Raw genomic sequence first — 20,259 nt, forward strand, 5'->3', positions numbered from 1 at the left:
GGCTTGACTGCTTCGCTTGCAGCGACGACCGGAGCTTCGGTCTTTTCAGGAGTTGCAGGTTTTTCGGGCGCAGATTCAGGCGCGGCTTCAACAGCTGCGGGCTTTTTGTCGAGGTCGATCGTACCAACCTGTTTCGGGCCGGTAACGACTGCTTTGGCTCGGATAACCTCCTGCCTTGCGCGTTCCTCGTCGATCTTGCGTTTGTCCTCGATTTCTTTCTCGCGCTCAATGCGAAGCGCCTCTTTTTCCTTGCGCTTTTCCTCTCCGACTTCCTGAGACGCCACCTTGTTGCCGCGGTCGCCCGCGAACTGGTTTTGAAGCAGGTCGAATTCGGATTGGGAGATCTTCGCATTCGGATTCGAGTCGATGCCGATACCCTTGTCTTTGAGGTAGTCGACGGCTCGGTCCAAAGAAATGTTCAATTCCCGTAAAACCTTGTTAATTCTTATTACTCTTTCGTCAGACATAAAATCTTTTTAGTTATTAGCTGTAGTTGTGTTGTTGTGCGACTTGTGTTAGTTGTCGAACTCAGCCTTGAGGATACGCATCACGTCCTGGATGGTTTCTTCTTCAAGGTCAGTTCTTCTTACCAAATCCGCCACGTCTTGTTTCAACACACTTTTCGCGGTGTCGAGCCCGATTTTGGCGAATTCTTCGATTACCCATGCTTCGATCTCATCTGAGAACTCAGTCAATTCAACATCATCTTCTTCCTCGGCGATGTTGCCTTCGCGGATTACATCCAGCTCATATCCTGTGAGCAATCCCGCTAATTTGATATTGTGGCCACCGCGTCCGATGGCTTTCGAAACCTCTTCGAGTTTCAAGAAAACTTCGGCCCTTTTCGTCTCTTCATTGATCTTGATCGAAGAAACTTTCGCAGGGCTCAAAGCACGCGTGATGTACAATTGGTTGTTGGTCGTGTAGTTGATCACGTCGATGTTCTCGTTTCCGAGTTCACGAACGATGCCGTGGATACGCGATCCTTTCATTCCGACGCAAGCCCCGACAGGGTCGATACGGTCATCGTATGAATCAACCGCGACTTTCGCCTTTTCGCCCGGAATACGGACGACGCTTTTCACTGTGATCAATCCGTCGAATACTTCAGGAATTTCCTGTTCGAACAATTTCTCAAGGAATTTCTCAGATGTACGTGACATCACGATTTGCGGTTTATTCCCTTTCAATTCCACGTTTTCGATGATTCCGCGCACGTTGTCGCCTTTGCGGAAAAAGTCGCTGGGGATCTGTTTTTCTTTCGGGAGTACGATCTCGTTTCCTTCATCGTCCACCAAAATCACCACTCTTGGACGTACATGGTGTACTTCGGCCGTATAGATTTCGCCGATAAGGTCCTTGAATTGCTTGTAAAGGTTCGTATTGTCGTGTTCGTGTATTTTCGAGATCAGGTTCTGACGCAACGCCAAAATAGCGCGACGGCCAAGGTCGATAAGCTTTATTTCGTCCGAAACTTCTTCGCCGATTTCGAAATCGGGTTCAATTTTGCGTGCTTCGGTCAATGTGATTTCTTCGTTTTCGAGATCGAGATCCTCGTCGGCTACGATCACGCGACGACGCCAGATTTCCATATCGCCTTTATCGGGGTTGATGATGATATCGAAATTATCGTCAGACCCGAATTTTTTCTTCAAAGCATTTCTGAACACATCTTCAAGGATTGCCATCAGCGTAACGCGATCGATCAATTTATCATCCTTAAACTCTGAAAACGAGTCGATTAATGCGAGATTTTCCATACGTATCGTATTTTAAAATTTGATTGTAACTGTTGCTTCTTTAATATCCGAATAAGGGATTTCCTGTTTTTTGACGACGGTTTCCTTCCCTTTTCCTACTTTCTTTGGTTCGCGCGCTTCCCATTCGAGCACGATGAAATCTTCATTCGCATCAGTAATTTCGGCTTCGATGGTGTCGGTTGCGGTTTTGACCTTGAGCGTACGCCCTAGGTTTTTCTTGTATTGTCGCACTAACTTAAGCGGGGTCGAAAGCCCTGCCGACGCGACTTCAAGTGCAAAATCATGCTCCTCTCGATCTAAGTTATGCTCAATGGCGCGACTCACGTCGATGCAATCCTGCAACGTAACCCCGTTGTCGCCGTCTAGCGTAACGACAATTTTCCCTGCATCGTTCACTGATAGGTCGATGAGGAAAATCTCGGGCTTCTCCGCGAGCGCGGCATTCAATAAATCTTCAACTTTTTGTTTAAACGTCATACGGTATAAAAAGAGGGGACGCCTGTCCCCTCATTATTTAGTTTTCAATAAATAACGGTGCAAATATAGTTATTTTTTTGTAATTGGAAAATGATTGTCAAGAGTTAAATAATTCGTAACTTTATGGAAGAGAACAAACAATCATTCATACATTTTTTAACTTTTTCACCATGAAAAAAATTTTAGTGCCGACCGATTTTTCCGATCAGGCAGAATATGCCTTAAAGGCGGCCGCTCAAATCGCCAAAAAAAACAATAGTGAAATCGTGTTGCTTCACATGCTCGAACTTCCGCATGAAGGCAGCGACGGTGCGGTTAGAGGAGCCGACATCCCGGAAATCATATTTTTCAAGAACCAGGCGATGGCCAAATTCGAAGGCCTTCTTGATGCCGATTACCTCGAGGGGCTGACCGTTACCGAGACGACTCGTTTCGGAAAGGTCTATGAAGGCATCAACCAGGTCGCCAAAAAAGAAAACGCCGATTTCATCGTAATGGGTTCGCACGGCGCGAGTGGTTTCCACGAAATGTTTATCGGTTCGAATGCTGAAAAGGTCGTGCGCTCGTCTGAAGTTCCCGTTTTGGTAATCAAGAATGAGATCACTGAATTCAGGGCCGATAATTTCGTGTTCGCATCTGATTTTTCCGACGAAATTAAGAAACCGTTCAAACAACTGCTCGATGTTGCCACTTATTTCGATTCGCATCTGCACTTGGTGATGATCAACACCCCGAACAGTTTCAAACCGACGCAGGTTGCCGAGAACATGATGTCAGACTTCATGCGCGACGTGAACTACACCAACTACAGCTTGCATATCTACAACGATGTGAACGTGGAGAAAGGCATCTTGAATTTCGCCAATACCGTAAAAGCCGATCTGATCGGAATGTGCACGCACGGCAGGACAGGATTCGCCCATTTCTTCAACGGAAGCATCAGCGAAGATTTGGTAAATCACGCGATTCGACCTGTCGTCACTTTCAAAATCTAAATACCGAAAAACGTATAAAAACAAAAAACCTCCCGATTTCTCAGGAGGTTTTTTTTGTTGGTCTACTAGGACTCGAACCTAGAAAGACGGCACCAAAAACCGTAGTGTTACCATTACACCATAGACCAGCTTTGCAGTAATGCGAGTGCAAATTTAGAACAAAAATCGTTCTTCGCAAATACTTCGCAATTTTTTTTAATTTTTTTATCGTTTAATGCAACAGTTGCGTTGAAAGCCTGTCTGTTAACTTCGATCGTCGCCATTTGGTTTTGCGACACCGCCATAGAATTTTTTGTTAACTGCCCAAGCCGTTGCCAAAAAAATAGTTTCTTTGTAACGCATTTATAACCTAAATACAATGACCGATTTTAACTTCAGCAAATGGAATACGGTAACCGGTTGGGCCGCATTTTCAATTGCATTGATTACGTACATCCTTACCGTAGAGCCCACGATGAGCTTTTGGGATTGTGGCGAATACATTGCCACAGCGGCGAACCTAGAGGTCGGACACCCGCCCGGAGCGCCTTTGTACCAAATGATCGGAGCTTTCTTCGCGATGTTCTCGCCGGGCAAGGAATACATCGCACTCATGGTAAACATGGTATCGGTTTTTGCAAGTGCATTCTCGATTTTGTTCCTTTTCTGGTCGTCGACGATCGTGTTGCGCAAAATGGTCACCGAATTCTCGGAATGGAATAAAAACAACGCGATAATGGTTTTGGGCGCTTCATTCGTAGGCGCTTTGACGTTTACTTTTTCCGACAGTTTCTGGTTCAACGCCGTCGAGGCCGAGGTTTATGCCGCTGCATCCTTCCTTATCGCGCTTTTGTTCTGGCTCGGACTTCGTTGGGAAGAAGACATGCACACGCCGCGCGGAAACAAATGGTTGTTGATCATTTCGCTTGTCGTCGGGCTATCATTCGGGGTTCACTTCATGGCGTTGCTTACGATCCCATCGATCGGATATTTATATTACTTCAAGAATTACAAGACCATAACGATCAAGAATTTCATAATCGCGAACATCGTGGCGATCGGGATTTTGTTGTTCATCTTTAAATTGATGTTGCCTTGGACGATGGGAATCTTCGGAAAAACCGAAATCTTCATGGTCAACAGCCTCGGCATGCCATTCAACTCGGGAACTATCTTCGCGATGCTGGTCATGGTCGCGGCGTTTTACTTCGGGCTTCGGTACACGCGCAAAAAAGGGTATGTATTTTACAATACTATCGTTTTGTGCATGCTGTTCATCTTCCTTGGCTTTTCGACCTGGATGATGTTGCCGATCCGCGCGAATGCGAACACCGTCATCAACGAGAACAAACCGTCAGATGCCGCCGAACTCCTCGCCTACTACAACCGCGAGCAATACGGCGTGAACCCATTGTTCTACGGCCCGCAATACACCGACATTTACGCCGGTCTCGACGCCGACAATCCGTATCTCGACAAGGCGCCCAATTACGAGCGCGATTACAAGACCGGGAAATACGTGATCACGAACAATTGGAAAAACGCCGAACAGAACAGCGATGACAACCACAAGGCGATCTTACCGCGTTTGTGGAGCACCGATCACTCTGAAAACTACATGAACTTCACGCATCCGCCCGAATTCAGGATGCGTCCCGATATCGATGAATTCGTTGACGAAAGCCAGAAACAGGAACTCATCAGCATCATTTCGGAGTTTAGAAAAGCCTACGCGACCGGCCAAATCGAAAACGACGGTTACGCGACTTTCCTAAAACATTACGGCCAATATCTTACAGTCGACAAACCGACGACGGCCGACAACATCGGCTTCATGTTCGAATACCAATTCGGCTACATGTACTGGCGTTACCTGATGTGGAATTTCACGGGCCGACAAAACGACATCCAGGGAAAATACGACAACCTCGACGGAAACTGGATCAGCGGCGTCACGCCTCTCGATGAAATCCACGTCGGTTCCCAAAAGAATCTTCCTGACGACGCGCTCAACAATAAAGGCCGCAACTTGTATTATTTCCTTCCGTTCCTTTTGGGAATCATCGGATTGATCTATCATGCGAACAAGGATTTGAAGAGTTTCTTCGTGTTGCTCGCTTTATTCCTGTTCACCGGTTTGGCCCTCAAGATTTACTTGAATGAGCGTCCGTTCGAGCCGCGTGAACGCGATTATGCGCTGGTCGGTTCGTTCTACGTATTCGCGATTTGGGTCGGATTCGGCGCATACGCGATCTACGACACGATCAAAAAATACCTGCAACCCAAGCTCGCCGTTCCCGTAATCGTCGCGGTCACGTTGCTTGCCTCGCCGATTTTGATGGCGTCGCAAAACTGGGATGATCACGACCGTTCGAATAAATACACGGCGATCGCGATGGCGAAAAACTATTTGAATTCGTGCGACAAGAACGCGATCCTGTTCACGATAGGCGACAACGACACGTTCCCGCTTTGGTACGCCCAGGAAATCGAAGGCATCAGGCGCGACATCAAGATCGTCAACACCAGTTTGTTCATGACCGATTGGTACATCGACCAGATGAAGATGAAAACCTACGAGTCTGAAGGCGCGCCGATTTCGTTCACGCACGACCAATATGTCGGTGACAAACTCGATTACGCGGTGTTCGACGAACGCACGAAAAGCGCAATGGAACTCGGAGAATTCCTCAAATTCCTTAAAAACGAAGATCCGCGCGCGATGGTCGAAATGCAAAACGGCATCAAATACCATTTCTATCCGACGAACAAGGTCAGGATCAACATCGACAAGAACGCTGTCATCGCGAATAAAGTCGTGAACGCGAAATACAATGATTCGATCGTGCCATTCATCGACATCGAAATCAAAGGCCCGGCGATTTACAAGAACCGGATCATGATGCTCGACATCCTTAAAAACAACAACTGGAAACGCCCTATTTATTTCACGGGCGGAAGTTTCGGCGACGACGACTATTTGTGGATGAAAGACTATTTGCAACTCGACGGCGTCGTATTCAAGCTCGTTCCCGTAAAAACATCGGTCGACAAGGCACCGAGCCCGCTCGACATGGGAATGATCGATTCTGACAAGATGTTCAAGATCGTAACCGGCTGGGATTGGGGCAATGGCGAAAGCACCAGGATCTACCACGATCCCGAAACGCGCAAAAACAGCATCACCTATCGCACCAACATGGCTCGATTGATGGAACAACTTATCAATGAGAACCAACCTGAGAAAGCCAAGAAAGTAATCGATCTCGCCATGGCCAAAATGCCGATGGATTACTACGGCTATTACACGATGGTCGAACCGTTCGCCGGAGGTTACTACGCGCTTGGCGACAAGAAAAGTGCGCACGATCTACTAGAAAGACTTATGACCAAATACAAACAAAACCTGACGTACTACGGAGGTTTGGGCGCGTCCGAGCAAAATCTGATAGCCGTAGACATCGTGAGCGACATCGAACGCTATAGAAGCTTGCTCGAAGTCATGAAACAACGCGGCGACGTGGAATTCTACAACAAGAACAAAGCGATGTTCAACCAATTCAACGACAAATTCAAACGATTCGGGCGCGATCCCGAATAAAGACCAATGCAGCTTTCGGGCTGCATTTTTTTTGTAAAATATACGATTATGCCAATGCGCTATTATTGGGTCAAGACGCATTTCTTGGTCCGAAAACTGTTTCCGGGATTTCTGTGGAAAATGCCGTCCGACAAAAAAGTCGTCTATCTGACTTTCGACGACGGGCCGATTCCCGAAGTCACCGATTTCGTATTTTCGCAACTCGAAAACTTCAATGCGAAAGCGACGTTTTTCTGCATCGGGGACAACATCAGGAAGAATCCCGACATCTTTCGTCGGATCATCGAAAAAGGACACGCGTTCGGAAACCATACCTTCAATCACCTCAACGGCTGGCAAACGCCTGAAAACGAATATCTCGAAAACGTCGCGCTATGCAAGCAACAGATCGATTCGCTCGCGACCGACGAAGCAAAACTCATGCGTCCGCCGTACGCGAAAGTCACGAGCGCACAATCGCGAAAATTGCGTGAACTGGGTTACAAGATCGTAATGTGGGATGTGTTGAGCGCCGACTTCGACCAAAAGATCACGCCTCAAAAATGTCTTGAAAACGTGTTGCAGAATATCGGCCCGGGAAGCATCGTGATTTTTCACGACAGCCAGAAAGCATACGCAAACATGCGTTACGCGTTGCCAAAGACGTTGGAATTCTTAAAGGAAAACGGCTATTCGTGCGCCGCGTTGGATTAAAGCTGCTCTTGGACCAAACCGATGATCGTATTGGCATCGAGTTCGCCCGATTGTCTCCAGATCATTTGCCCGCTTTTGTAAATCATGAGCGTAGGAAGCCCTTTGATTCGCAGCGCATCGGCCAATTCCTGATTCTTATCCACGTCGATCTTGATGACTTTCGCCTTGTCGCCCAAAGCTGCGGCAACATCGCGGATAACAGGATGCATGGAAACCGACTGCTCATTCCACTCGGTATAAAAGTCGATGAGGACAGGAACAGGCGCATTAATCAGTTCTCCAAATTTTGACATAGTCGTAAAAAATTTAAACTTTGCTGTACAAATATAGCGTTTTTAACATATTACGCTAATTTCGGCCCTTTTTTTAGTTCAATTACGGTAATTTCAGGCCAAATACCGACTCTACCCGGATACGCATGAAACCCGAAACCGCGATTCACGTAAACATAACGGCCCAAATTTTCATACAGCCCGGCCCATTGCTTGTAGATGTATTGAACGGGACTCCATTTGATAAAACCCGGAATTTCAATCCCGAATTGCAATCCATGTGTATGTCCCGACAGCGTCAAATGGAAATTCTTCGGATGATTTTTCACCTCCAAATCCCAATGCGACGGATCGTGCGACATCAACACTTTGAAATCCTCTTTGGTCAAACCTTGTGACGCTTTGTTCAAGTCGCCGGCCTGTTTGAATCCGCGGCCCCAATTTTCAACACCGACGAGTGCGATGCGCTGGCCGTCTTTTTCGATGAATTTGTGTTCGTTCAGCATCAGATCGAACCCGATTTGACCGTATAGATTTTTGATTGCCTGGAAGTTTTCTTCCTTGTCTTTCGGATTATCCCAATCGATATATTCACCATAATCGTGATTTCCAAGAACCGAGTATTTCCCGTACTTATACGATTTGATTTTCTTGAACGTGTCGATCCACGGGAACATTTCTTTGGCGTGGGTGTTGACGATATCGCCCGTAAATAAGATCATATCCGATTCCTGCTCATTGATCAGATCGATCGCGTAACTGATCTTGTCGGGATTGTCGAAACTTCCGCTGTGGACGTCCGAGATCTGCGTGATCGTAAAACCGTCGAACGCATCGGGCAGATCAGGAAAAAAAACGCGTTGGCGAATCACCTTATAATTGTATTTGCCCCAAGTCATTCCGTAAGCGAGCGACAGGAACGGAATCGCGGCAATCCCAAGCGCGATCGTACTCACGAACTTTCGCCTGTCGGGCAAGAAATCGCCTTCCCTACTTTTCGTCGCAAGATTGATCAAAGCCGAAATCAGGCGATATACGTCTTCGCCGAACATAAAGACCGTCAAAAGTATTTTCGGAATATATAAGATCAAAAGAAGCCCGAGCGTGAACAGCGTAAGTCGCGTCTGCCCGACCGCCCGATCGAACTGCGTGAACTGGAAAACGATGTAAATTATGGCGAAAAGCGACACCAATTGGTACGCCAACAAAAACCACCTGACCTTGGTTACGGTACGAAATGCCTGATAAGCATAGGTTTCAACGATAATGACAAAAAGGACAAAGAGAATCCAGCGCAACATGTTTGATTTGTAAAGAATCCCAAAAGTATTTCATTTACACATCATTGAATTCTACGTAATGGAATATTTAACATTTGACGTTTAATTACGAATTACCCGATCGATTTTTGCGTTCAGTTTCCTATTTTTACACGATTCGATTTTCGATCGCAACTGCCCGAAAATCGACGTTTCAACATTTAAATTCTTACCGATGGCTGCACAAAAACGCCTTTTCCTTCTTGACGCTTACGCCCTGATTTTCCGCGGATATTACGCCCTGATCAAAAATCCCCGCATCAATTCAAAAGGAATGGATACGTCGGCCATCCTGGGTTTCATGAACTCGTTGCTCGACGTGATCAAACGCGAAAAACCTGATCATCTGGCCGTCGCGTTCGACAAGGAAGGCAGCACCGTGAGAACCGAAATGTTCGCCGACTACAAAGCGCACCGGGACGAAACGCCTGAAGCCATCAAAATCGCCGTGCCATGGATCCAGCAAATACTGAAAGCCATGCACATTCCATGTGTCGAACTCGCGGGTTGTGAAGCCGACGACTTGATCGGAACCTTGGCCAAACAAGCCGAAAAAGAAGGCTATCAGGTTTTCATGGTCACGCCCGATAAGGATTACGCCCAATTGGTCTCTGAAAATATCTTCATGTATCGTCCCGCGCGACTCGGAAACGGCATCGAGATTTGGGGCGTTCCCGAAGTCTTGGAGCGCTTCGGAATCGAACGTCCGGAACAAGTCATCGATTTTCTGGGCATGATGGGCGACGCGGTCGACAACATTCCCGGACTTCCCGGAGTCGGCGAAGTAACCGCCAAGAAGTTCCTCAAGGAATTCGGTTCGATGGAAAATCTTTTGGCCAACACCGACAAGATCACGGGCAAAATGCGCGAGAAGATCGAAGCCAACAAGGAACTCGGCATGCTGTCAAAAGAACTCGCCAAAATCATCTGCGATTGCGACGTGAAGTTCAACGAAGACGATTACGAGCTTACGAAACCTGACAGCGACAAGGTCGAAGAATTGTTCCGCGAACTCGAATTCAGGCGTATGGCCGAGCAATTCAACGCGCTTTTCTTCACCGACAGACAATCGTACCAATCGGCTGAAGCGCAGGGTCTCGCTCCCACGAAAACCATCGTCAAAAACGAACAGCAATTTGATTTGTTCGCTGAAATCCACGGTGAAAGTACGGACGGCATAAACACCAATCCGTATAAAACGCTCGAAGATACTGACCATCATTACCAATTGGTCGAAGGCGATTTCGCGCTGAAATTGATGATCCAGAACCTGATGAAGCAAACGTCGGTGAGTTTCGACACCGAAACGACCGGAATCGATCCGATCACGGCCGAACTCGTCGGATTGTCATTCTCATGGGAAACCGGAAAGGGATTTTACATTCCGGTTCCCGACGATTTCGCGAAGACGCAGGAAATCGTCGACAAGTTCAAGCCTTTTTTCGAAACCGAACACATCGAGAAAATTGGGCAGAACGTAAAATACGACCTAAAAATACTGTCGAATTACGGCGTCGTGGTCAAAGGGCCGATCTTCGACACTATGTTAGCGCATTATCTGATCAATCCCGACATGCGTCACGGAATGGACGTCCTATCGGAAACCTATCTCAAATATTCACCGAAACCGATCGAGGATCTCATCGGCAAAAAAGGCAAAGGCCAGAAAACAATGCGCGACGTCGCGGTTGAAGAAGTCAAGGAATACGCGGCCGAAGACGCCGACGTTACGCTTCAACTCAAACAACACTTCGCTCCTATTCTCGACCAAACCGAAACGCGCAAACTGTTCGATGAGATCGAAATTCCCCTCGTGCAGGTCTTGGCCGATATGGAAATGGAAGGCGTACGTCTCGACACCGCATTTCTCGCCGAACTTTCGAAGGAACTCGACACCGACATCAAGCAACTCGAACGCCAGATTTACGAGGCCGCGGGCGAGAGTTTCAACCTCGGTTCCCCGAAACAATTGGGCGAAGTCTTGTTCGATAAAATGAAGATCGGAGAAGGGAAAATCAAAAAAACCAAAACCGGACAGTATGCGACCGGCGAAGAAATCCTTTCTACTTTGGCGTTGTCGAGTCCATTCGTGAAAGACATTTTGGATTGGCGCCAACTCGTGAAACTTCAAAGTACGTACGTGACGGCGCTTCCGGCCCAGGTTTGTGGGAAAACGGGACGCGTCCACACCGATTATATGCAAGCCGTAGCCGCAACGGGACGCTTGAGTTCGAACAATCCGAACCTACAGAACATCCCGATCCGAACCGAACGCGGACGCCAAATCCGCAAAGCATTCGTGCCGCGCGACGAAAACCACACGCTCGTCTCTGCCGATTACAGCCAAATCGAATTGCGCATCATCGCGGCGCTTTCGGGCGAACAAAACATGATCGACGCGTTCAAGAACGGCGAAGACATCCACAAATCGACGGCCGCAAAAGTGTTTAACGTCGCTTTGGAAGACGTCACGCGCGAGCAACGAAGCCACGCCAAAACGGTGAACTTCGGGATTATCTACGGCGTGTCGGCCTTCGGGCTCAGCAACCAGACGTCGCTTACGAGAAGTGAAAGTGCGGCGTTGATCGACGCGTATTATAAATCTTATCCGCAATTGCGCAATTACATCAGCGAGCAGATCGAAATCGCGCGCGAACAAGGTTTCGTTTCGACGATTTCGGGCCGACGACGTTATCTCAAGGACATCAACTCGGCGAACCAAGTCGTGCGTGGCGCGGCAGAACGAAATGCCGTGAACGCGCCGATCCAGGGAAGCGCCGCCGACATCATCAAGATCGCGATGATCAATATCCACAAGAAACTCACATCCGAGAATTGGAAAAGCAAGATGCTTTTGCAAGTGCATGACGAATTGGTGTTCGATGTCCACAATGATGAACTCGAGAAGATAAAGCCGATGATCAAGTACGAAATGGAAAACGCGTTCTTACTTGACGTTCCGTTGGACGTTGATTTGGGCGAAGGTAAGGATTGGCTTGAGGCGCATTAAAGTGCCTGAGAACCTGAGTGCCTGAGTGCCTGAGCCGTCTCGGTTAGATTGACAAATTGTTTTATATACTTATAAAGACGGTTAGTCAATTTTTTTTTGAATATCTCAGGCACTCAGGCACTCAGGTTCTCAGGCACAAAAAAAATCCCTACCTTTAATACACCAACTTAAAAACAACAAGTATGAAAAAAGCAATCTTAACCTTTGCTGCAGTCGCGCTTGCCATGACAGCATGCAAAAAAGCCGAAGACAAAGCGATCGAAACCACAACTACGACCGACACGATCGCCACGACTCCTACAGCGGAAACCGCAGAACCGACGACGCCGCCCACTCAGGAAGAAATGGAGAAAGCCTGGCAAGAATACGCGACTCCGGGCGACGTGCACAAACTTATCGCTACCGATGTAGGTTCGTGGAACGCGACAATGAAAATGTGGTCGGATCCGACGAAAGAGCCTGAAACGTCCCAGGCATCCGTAGAAATCAAAATGATTTTTGGCGGACGATATCAGGAAGCGCGTTACAAAGGAAAAGTCATGGGAATGGACTTTGAAGGCGTCGGGACGATGGGATTCGACAATGCCTCCAAAAAAGTGGTATCGACTTGGTACGACAACATGGGAACCGGCATCATGTACATGAAAGGCCGGACATAGTTTCCGGCCTTTTCGTTGTATAGTTGTGCAGAAGTTACTCGACCAATAAAGTTTTGGTGACATTCCCGTATTCGGTCCTGACGACGGCGAGATACGAACCGCTTGGCATTCCAGATGTCGAGACCGGCGTCTGTATATCGGTAATCTCTTGTTTTTTGACCAATCGGCCTTGAGCGTCGTAAATCTTTATTTCGCCCGACGAAACGAACGACGGCAATTCAAACGACGTCGAACCTTTTGACGGATTCGGAAAAATCTTGACCGATTCGGGCGTGAAACGATCGCTTCCCAACGTCAGGTTCGCGACGGTCGATCCGCAGCTGTCGGAACCGTGATATCCGATCGCCATTGTTCCGACCCGTCTCGCGAACACCAACGTTAGCGGTTCTGCGGCGGCCGAAAATACGTAATCACCGGCATCTCCTGTATTCAAAGCCCTCGTTCCGACAACAGTCCGAACGCCGCCCGCAACGGTATTCGAAACGACCGTCCAGTTTTGCGCGGTATCGAGAGGCGGAATCACCCCGACGCCATTGAAGTTGCGATCGGAAAGATTCGTACCGTCAAAAATCACGCAGTCGAAACCCGATTCCATGCTGTTCGTGTCGAACCCGATGCCGAGCCAGCTCGTGGAAGGCCCGATCAGCGTCATCGTAACTACGGTCGAAGCGACGTCGATTTTGGCCGTATACGCCAACGACGTTCCTCCAAAAGAACTCAAACTTAACGTTCCCGTCGAATAGGTTTGAGCCGAAACACCCGCCATCCCTAACATGGCAAGCATTGATAATGTAATTTTCTTCATAGCTTTTTGGTTTTTAATATTTCGATTAGTTTGTCATCGTTTGCAAGGATCGCGTAATCTATCGCCGATTGGCCGCGATTGTCTTTTTGTTCGGTATTCGCACCAGATTTAATCAACAGTTTCGCGATATCGTGTTTCTTGAACATTACCGCGTACAGCAATGCCGTGCTTCCGTTGGCATCGTTTAAGTTTGGATTCGCCTTCCGATCAAGCAGGAATTTGACCATTTCGTCGTTTCCTTTGACGACTGCGGCCATTAGCGCCGTTCCCATTCCACTGATGGCATCGATGTTCGCGCCTTTCTCGAGCAGTAGTTTCGCCACGGCGTTGTTCCCGCGATAGGTTGCGAGAATCAGCGGCGTGTAGCCTTCAGGGTTTGTCGTGTTCGCGAGTTTCGGATCGGACTTGAGCAGTAAAGTCGCTTCGTCGGTAGTTCCTTTGCGTGCGACGTCGAAAATGTCGGCGGTCTGCGAATGCGCGCCCAAGCCGATCAACAGCAAACAAAGTAAAAGGTAGTTGTTTTTCATAGCGGCAATTTTGAAACTAAGTTATTGATTCCCAAATAAAAAACAAATGAAATTATCTCATTATAGGTTCCGAGTCAGCGAAATAGCGACTTCATCGAGAATTCGTTTTTGCGTCAGTATGACTATTCGTACAAATTAGTTTTGCTACTTTTACAAAAACAGGAACATGAAACGATTTTTTATTTTCTTGCTGCTTCTCGTGGAATTCGGGCTTCATGCACAGAGCGACGCCAAATTCAAAAAGATCGACAGCCTGCTCACGTACTTGACCGCCAACCACAAATTCATGGGTTCGGTGGCGTTGCGAGAGAATGACAAAGTCGTATTTGCCAAAGCGTACGGATTTCTGGATTCGGCGACCAGGAAAAAAGCGGACGATAACACGAAATACAAAATAGGATCGATCACCAAAACGTTCACGGCGGTTATGATCATCCAACTCGTCGAGGAAAACAAATTAAAGTTTGAGGACAAGCTTTCGAAATTCTTCCCAAAAATCCCGAACTCCGACAAGATCACGATTGAAATGTTGCTGCGCCATCGCACGGGAATCCATGAATTCCTCGCCGACTCGGTTATAACCGCAAACATCACGAGAAAACACACGAGAAAAGAAATCGTGAATCGCATCGCGGGTTATACGCCCGATTTCGAACCTGATTCCAAATTCGAATACAGCAATTCGAACTACTCCTTATTAGGTTACATAATCGAAGACGTCACGAAAAAGCCGTATGCGCAGAATCTCGAGGCGCGCATCACAAAGAAATTAAAACTTTCGAACACCTATTTGCCCGACCACATCGACGTTTCAAAAAACGAGGCGTTCTCGTTTACTTTCGCGGGATCTGACTGGAAACAGATGGACGAATGGACGAACACGCTTGCGTTTTCGGCCGGCGCTTTGGCTTCGACACCGACCGACGTTACGGCGTTCATGAAGGCGTTGCTCGACGGGAAATTGATCAGCGCGGCGTCGCTCGAGAAAATGAAAACCATAAAAGAAGGTTATGGAATGGGCTTGATTACGTTGCCGTTCGGCGAGAAGCGTTTATACGGACATACGGGTGGCATCGAGAACTTTCGTTCGGCCGTGGGTTATAATCCAGAGGAAAAATTGGGCGTCGCTTTGTTTGTGAATGGCGATAATTACAGCCGAAACGACATCATGGTCGGAATCCTTACCTTATATTACGAGCTTCCGTATACATTTCCGACTTTAAAAGCAATCGTGGTTTCGCCGGAAAAACTCCAAAGTTATGCGGGAACATACGCGTCGGCAGGTTTCCCATTGAAGATCGTCATCACGACGAACGACGGACAACTCATCGCGCAAGCCACGGGACAATCAAGCTTTCCACTCGAGGCAATCAGCGAATCCGATTTCGAGTTCAAGGCCGCTGGCGTCAACTTACACTTCACTTCGGGAAAAATGACGCTGAAACAGTCGGGAATGAATATCGAGTTCAATAAGGAATAAAAAAAGCGGCTTGAAGGCCGCTTATATTTTTTTGGTCGATTCGCGCTGGCGAAGTTCGGTTTTGATGACTTCAGTCTTGAATTTCTGATCGTCGTCCTCGTCTTTGCTTTCGAGGCGTTCGATTAGAAGTTTCGTCGCCGCTTCGCCGATTTCAGGACCGTGCTGGCTGATCGTAGACAAACTTGGCGTGAGTCGTTTTGACCAGACGCCGTCAGCGAAACCTATGAGCTGGACATCCTCAGGAATCTTGTATCCTTTCTTGATCGCGGCTTTCATGGCCGAAACCGAGGCATGTTCGTCTAGCGCGAAAACACCGTCGATCTTTTTCTCGGCGAATAGTTTGGTGAGCTTTTCGTCGAAATCGTCGGTGGAATCCGTAAGCACGACGAGACTTTCGTCGACTTTAGCTCCGTTTTTCTCGATTCCTGCGTAGAATCCTTTCGCACGAAGTTTCCCGACGCTCAGGTTATCGATTGACGAAAGCAAAGCGATATTTCTACATCCTGACGTCACGAGATGCTTGATCGCGTGCACGGCCGAATCGTAATCGTCGACGATGACTTTGTCGCAATCGACTTCATCCGAAATCCGGTCGAACATCACGATAGGCGTTCCTTCGTTTATGATTTGTTTGAAGTGGTTGTATTCCTGGAGCTTTTGCGCTTCCTCAGAAACCGACAGGATGAAACCGTCGATCGTACCGTTGCTGAGCATTTCAAGCGCGTGTACTTCTTTCTCGAGCGATTCGTTCGAAATACATGTTATGATATTGTATCCTTTTTCGTCGGCGATCTTTTCGATTCCGGTGAACACTTTCGCGAAAAACGGATTCAGGATGTTCGGAATGATGACGCCGATGGTTTTGGTCTTTCTATTCTTGAGATTAAGACCGATGATATTTGGCTTGTAGTTCTTGAGTTTCGCGTATTCCTGAACCTTCGCTTTGGTCTGTTCACTGATTTCAGGACTGTCGTTCAACGCCTTGGAAACCGTGGAAACAGAAACATGAAGGTCTTTTGCGATTTGCTTCAAAGTGGCTTTCGACTTCATAAATAACCCAAATTATATTCTTAATGTGAAAATTATGTAAAACCTTACGATAATTATATAAAACTAATTTAAAACTTTCAAAAAAAAGCAAATTGTGCCCATAAATATTGAAATCCTGCAAAACCAACCTGAGTTTTTGCTCGTAGGTTAGCTTAAGTACAAATATATCTCATTCGTACCAACAACCAGTATTAATTTCTAAAATGTTAATTATGGAAAACACAGTAAAACCTCAGGGAACGAATCCGGCGACAGCCAGCAGGAGGAATTTCTTGAAAATCAGCGGCCTTACCTTGGCCGGTACAGGCTTGCTACTCGCCGGCTGTAACAACGACGACGATGGAAATGGACCATCTAGCAACCAACTTCCGGGTATCAGAAACGGAAAATTTGATTTAGGAGGAGGCGATTTCGGAATCCTTACCTACGCTTACGCTCTCGAGCAACTCGAGGCAGACTTCTACACTAAAGTAGTTAACGATCCTGGTTTCGGATCTTTTAGTGAAGAAGCCAAAGATGTCTTGACTGATATCTACAAACACGAAGTAATTCACCGCGAATTTTTTAAAGCTACGTTGACAGGAGCTCTTCCTGCTGAAAACGTTTTGCCTGCATTGGCATTCGCGTACGCCGGGGTGAACTTCGGAAACGAAACATCGGTACTTCAAACCGCAGCGGTTTTGGAAGACACTGGAGTATCGGCTTATAATGGCGCCGGAAGTTATATTTCAGAAGCAGCATATTTGGTAATCGCCGGACAAATCGTATCGGTTGAAGCGAGACACGCATCGGCAATCCGCGACCTACTCAATCCAAATTCGATTGATTTCGCAAGTACTGCAGATGCAAACGGATTGGATCCTGCACAAGATCCATCGGCTATCATCAGCGCAGTTGGAAGCCTCGGATTGATTACGACACCGTTCACCGCAACGTTTTTACCATAACCTAAAAAAACAAGATATCATGAATCTACTTAAATTTTTAGAATCGTTCACTGACGATAAATTATACGCGACAGGAACTTCAAGGAGATCAAGTTTTTCTCAGTTTGGAAACTTGGGTAAAGGCCTTGCATTGGCATCGGTGCCATTTGGATTATCGGCACTTTCAAATAAAGCGTTTGCTGCAGATATTAGCCCAACTCCCGCAACACCGGCAGGAGCGCTTCAATTGGCGCTTACTTTGGAATATTTGGAAAGCGCGTTTTACGCTCAGGGCGTAGCGACGGCGGGATTGATTCCGGCATCGGATCTTGCGGCGATCACGTTGATCCGCGATCACGAAGCGGACCACGTAACTTTCTTGACATCGGCCATGAACGCTAATGGAGTCGAAATCCCAGCAATGCCGGAATTCGATTTCACAGGTGGTCTTGGATTGGACACTTTTGGTGACTATCAAACGTTCCTCGCAGTCGCACAGGCTTTTGAAGATACGGGAGTCCGTGCATATAAAGGACAAGCGGGCAACCTTAAAGGTACTGCGTTCTTGAAACCGGCACTTCAGATACACTCAGTTGAAGCACGTCACGCATCGATGGTGCGTCGTCTTCGCGGAGAAAAAGGATGGATCACGCTTAACCAGAGAACTGACGGAATTCCTGCCGAGTTCCAAGTTGTGTACGACGGAGAACAAAGCACGACTCTTGGAGCCGGACAGTTCGATGCCGCTGCACAATCGCAAGCGTACGACGAGACAATAAGCACTGAAACAGCAGTTACTATCGCTAACGTGTTTATCGTATAATTACATTTGAGATTTCTGCTGAGGAAGCCATCCTGCAATGTTACGCGGGATGGCTTTTTCGCGTATATTCGCACCGCATTCAGAGACCGCATATTTTTGCTTAAAATAATCTTTTATAGCGGTTTGCATTTATAATAATTAATTGTACTTTTGCAACCCCTTAATTTGGGGACGGAATGTTTAATTAAAATAATTTATTGTGAACACATTAAGCTACAAGACTGTATCAGCCAACAAGGCTACTGTTGACAAACAGTGGGTTGTTGTGGATGCTGAAGGTCACAACTTGGGGCGTCTTGCGTCAAAGGTCGCTATGATCTTGCGCGGGAAGTACAAACCAAGTTACACACCGCACGTTGACTGTGGCGATAACGTAATCGTTATCAATGCAGAGAAAATCAACCTTACGGGGAACAAGATGGACGACAAGATCTACATGCGTCACACTGGTTACCCAGGAGGTCAAAGAACCCTTACTGCTAAAGTACTTCAGGCGAAAAACCCTGCAGCTTTGGTTGAGAAAGCCGTAAAAGGAATGTTACCTAAGAACAAATTGGGTGCAGAACTTTTCCGCAACCTGAGTGTTAATGTAGGTACTGAGCACAAACACGAGGCTCAAAAACCTAAAACCGTTAATCTAAACGATCTTAAGTAATGGCTACAATTCACAAAATCGGCAGACGTAAAACTGCTGTAGCCCGTGTTTACCTTTCTGAAGGAACAGGTAAAATCACGGTTAACAAAAAAGAATTCGCTACTTACTTCCCAACTGCAACTCTTCAATACAAAGTGATGCAGCCGCTTGCAATGACGCAAAACGCTGAGAACTTCGACGTGAAAGTTAACGTTTACGGAGGTGGTACAAACGGCCAGGCTGAAGCAGTTCGTATGGCAATCGCTCGCGCAATGTGCGAAGTCGAAGCTGAGAACCGTCTTATCCTGAAGCCAGAAGGATTGCTTACACGTGACCCACGTATGGTTGAGCGTAAGAAATTCGGTCAGAAGAAAGCGCGTAAGAGATTCCAGTTCTCTAAACGTTAATCAATTTCTGACAATCAATTATTTTATAACTAAGTTAATGTTGTTATCAGGCCGAGGTCTGACACTAGTTTAGCATCTAAATGATACTGAATTGAAAGATTGAAAAATTGAAAGATTGAAAGATTATCCGGCTTGAGCCAATCTTTAAATCCTTAAATCTTTAAATCATTTAATCAAACAGGACATTGCTAATTCAACAGAACGTAAACTATTACAAAAATGGCAAACAAAGTAGAAGTTAAAGACTTACTGGAAGCTGGTGTTCACTTTGGACACATGACCAGAAAATGGGATCCGAACATGGCTCCTTACATCTACATGGAGCGTAATGGAATCCACATTATCAACCTGTACAAAACTGCAGCCAAGATCGAAGAAGCTAACGAAGCTTTGAAAAAGATCGCTGCATCAGGACGCAAAGTATTGTTCGTTGCGACCAAAAAACAAGCAAAAGACATCGTAGCCGAGAAAGCTAAAGCCGCCAACATGCCATACATTACTGAAAGATGGCCAGGTGGAATGCTGACTAACTTCGTTACTATCCGTAAAGCCGTCAAGAAAATGGCTTCTATCGATAAGATGAAGAAAGACGGAACTTTCAACACTCTTTCTAAAAAGGAGAAACTGCAAATCGACCGTCTTCGTGCAAAACTAGAGAAGAACTTAGGTTCAATCGCTGATATGTCAAGATTGCCTGCGGCGTTATTCATCGTAGACATCAAAGCTGAACACATCGCAGTAAAAGAAGCGCAGAAATTAAACATTCCGGTTTTCGCAATGGTAGATACCAACTCCGATCCACGTGAAGTTGACTATGTTATCCCTGCAAATGATGACGCTTC

Annotated in this window: 18 protein-coding genes, 1 tRNA gene and 1 pseudogene; 11 read left to right on the forward strand and 9 right to left on the reverse strand. The window is 46.9% G+C overall.

From position 1 onward, the window contains the following. The 3 genes and pseudogenes from EOO50_RS16995 to rimP all read right to left on the reverse strand — a co-directional run. Positions 1–467 (reverse strand): annotated as a pseudogene (locus tag EOO50_RS16995) (translation initiation factor IF-2); the annotation flags it as partial. Between the two features lie 48 nt (positions 468–515). After that, entirely contained in the window at positions 516–1,760 is a 1,245-nt protein-coding gene (gene nusA, locus EOO50_RS17000; RefSeq protein WP_290841485.1) for a transcription termination factor NusA, read from the reverse strand. A gap of 12 nt (positions 1,761–1,772) precedes the next feature. Further along, positions 1,773–2,237: a ribosome assembly cofactor RimP gene (gene rimP, locus EOO50_RS17005; RefSeq protein ID WP_290841486.1), complete on the reverse strand. Its 465-nt coding sequence runs from the start codon at positions 2,235–2,237 to the stop codon at positions 1,773–1,775. 170 nt (positions 2,238–2,407) lie between these two features. Between rimP and EOO50_RS17010 the strand changes: the two genes are divergently transcribed. Next, entirely contained in the window at positions 2,408–3,232 is an 825-nt protein-coding gene (locus EOO50_RS17010; protein ID WP_290841487.1) for a universal stress protein, read from the forward strand. 57 nt (positions 3,233–3,289) lie between these two features. Here EOO50_RS17010 and EOO50_RS17015 read toward each other — a convergent pair. Beyond that, positions 3,290–3,360 (reverse strand) — tRNA-Gln (locus tag EOO50_RS17015). Positions 3,361–3,590: 230 nt separating this feature from the next. On the opposite strand from EOO50_RS17015, the gene EOO50_RS17020 reads away from it, so the two are divergent. Further along, the gene (locus EOO50_RS17020) at positions 3,591–6,812 is read left to right on the forward strand and encodes a DUF2723 domain-containing protein (protein WP_290841488.1); all 3,222 of its coding nucleotides are present in this window, start codon (positions 3,591–3,593) and stop codon (positions 6,810–6,812) included. A gap of 48 nt (positions 6,813–6,860) precedes the next feature. Next, on the forward strand, positions 6,861–7,505 hold the full coding sequence (locus EOO50_RS17025; protein WP_363331785.1) for a polysaccharide deacetylase family protein: 645 nt from the start codon (positions 6,861–6,863) through the stop codon (positions 7,503–7,505). On the opposite strand, the gene EOO50_RS17030 is transcribed toward EOO50_RS17025, so the two are convergent. Beyond that, on the reverse strand, positions 7,502–7,831 hold the full coding sequence (locus tag EOO50_RS17030; protein ID WP_290841502.1) for a thioredoxin family protein: 330 nt from the start codon (positions 7,829–7,831) through the stop codon (positions 7,502–7,504). The genes EOO50_RS17025 and EOO50_RS17030 overlap by 4 nt on opposite strands. Before the next feature lie 17 nt (positions 7,832–7,848). Then, on the reverse strand, positions 7,849–9,078 hold the full coding sequence (locus tag EOO50_RS17035; protein WP_290841489.1) for a metallophosphoesterase: 1,230 nt from the start codon (positions 9,076–9,078) through the stop codon (positions 7,849–7,851). Between the two features lie 193 nt (positions 9,079–9,271). Here EOO50_RS17035 and polA point away from each other — a divergent pair, with 193 nt between their 5' ends. Together polA and EOO50_RS17045 are read left to right on the forward strand one after the other, a co-directional pair. Further along, positions 9,272–12,106, forward strand: a complete 2,835-nt coding sequence (gene polA / locus EOO50_RS17040; protein ID WP_290841490.1) for a DNA polymerase I — start codon at positions 9,272–9,274, stop codon at positions 12,104–12,106. A gap of 182 nt (positions 12,107–12,288) precedes the next feature. Then, on the forward strand, positions 12,289–12,765 hold the full coding sequence (locus EOO50_RS17045) for a DUF1579 family protein (protein WP_290841491.1): 477 nt from the start codon (positions 12,289–12,291) through the stop codon (positions 12,763–12,765). A 34-nt stretch (positions 12,766–12,799) separates the two neighbouring features. Here the strand turns inward: EOO50_RS17045 and EOO50_RS17050 are convergent, their stop codons facing one another. After that, positions 12,800–13,570 (reverse strand): T9SS type A sorting domain-containing protein, encoded by a 771-nt coding sequence (locus tag EOO50_RS17050; protein ID WP_290841492.1) that lies wholly within the window; start codon positions 13,568–13,570, stop codon positions 12,800–12,802. Continuing rightward, positions 13,567–14,097 (reverse strand): ankyrin repeat domain-containing protein, encoded by a 531-nt coding sequence (locus tag EOO50_RS17055; protein WP_290841493.1) that lies wholly within the window; start codon positions 14,095–14,097, stop codon positions 13,567–13,569. The genes EOO50_RS17050 and EOO50_RS17055 overlap by 4 nt, the downstream gene beginning before the upstream one ends. Before the next feature lie 166 nt (positions 14,098–14,263). On the opposite strand from EOO50_RS17055, the gene EOO50_RS17060 reads away from it, so the two are divergent. After that, complete coding sequence (locus EOO50_RS17060) at positions 14,264–15,577, forward strand: serine hydrolase domain-containing protein (protein ID WP_290841494.1); 1,314 nt, start codon at positions 14,264–14,266, stop codon at positions 15,575–15,577. 21 nt (positions 15,578–15,598) lie between these two features. On the opposite strand, the gene EOO50_RS17065 is transcribed toward EOO50_RS17060, so the two are convergent. After that, a complete protein-coding gene (locus EOO50_RS17065; protein ID WP_290841495.1) occupies positions 15,599–16,627 on the reverse strand; it encodes a LacI family DNA-binding transcriptional regulator in 1,029 nt (342 codons plus the stop codon). Between the two features lie 212 nt (positions 16,628–16,839). Between EOO50_RS17065 and EOO50_RS17070 the strand changes: the two genes are divergently transcribed. The 5 genes from EOO50_RS17070 to rpsB form a co-directional block, all read left to right on the forward strand. Continuing rightward, positions 16,840–17,574 carry a ferritin-like domain-containing protein gene (locus EOO50_RS17070; RefSeq protein ID WP_290841496.1) on the forward strand — a complete coding sequence of 245 codons (735 nt, stop codon included), beginning with the start codon at positions 16,840–16,842 and terminating at the stop codon, positions 17,572–17,574. 19 nt (positions 17,575–17,593) lie between these two features. Then, positions 17,594–18,376, forward strand: coding sequence for a ferritin-like domain-containing protein (locus EOO50_RS17075; RefSeq protein WP_290841497.1), 783 nt, complete (start codon positions 17,594–17,596; stop codon positions 18,374–18,376). Between the two features lie 199 nt (positions 18,377–18,575). Beyond that, positions 18,576–19,031 carry a 50S ribosomal protein L13 gene (gene rplM / locus EOO50_RS17080; RefSeq protein ID WP_290841498.1) on the forward strand — a complete coding sequence of 152 codons (456 nt, stop codon included), beginning with the start codon at positions 18,576–18,578 and terminating at the stop codon, positions 19,029–19,031. Further along, on the forward strand, positions 19,031–19,417 hold the full coding sequence (gene rpsI, locus EOO50_RS17085; RefSeq protein WP_290841499.1) for a 30S ribosomal protein S9: 387 nt from the start codon (positions 19,031–19,033) through the stop codon (positions 19,415–19,417). Before rplM ends, rpsI begins: the two co-directional genes overlap by 1 nt. A gap of 219 nt (positions 19,418–19,636) precedes the next feature. Beyond that, the coding region (rpsB, locus tag EOO50_RS17090; protein WP_290841500.1) for a 30S ribosomal protein S2 at positions 19,637–20,259 on the forward strand (623 nt) is incomplete at its 3' end.

It is taken from the genome of Flavobacterium sp. (genome assembly GCF_004211145.1).
Lineage (GTDB): Bacteria > Bacteroidota > Bacteroidia > Flavobacteriales > Flavobacteriaceae > Flavobacterium.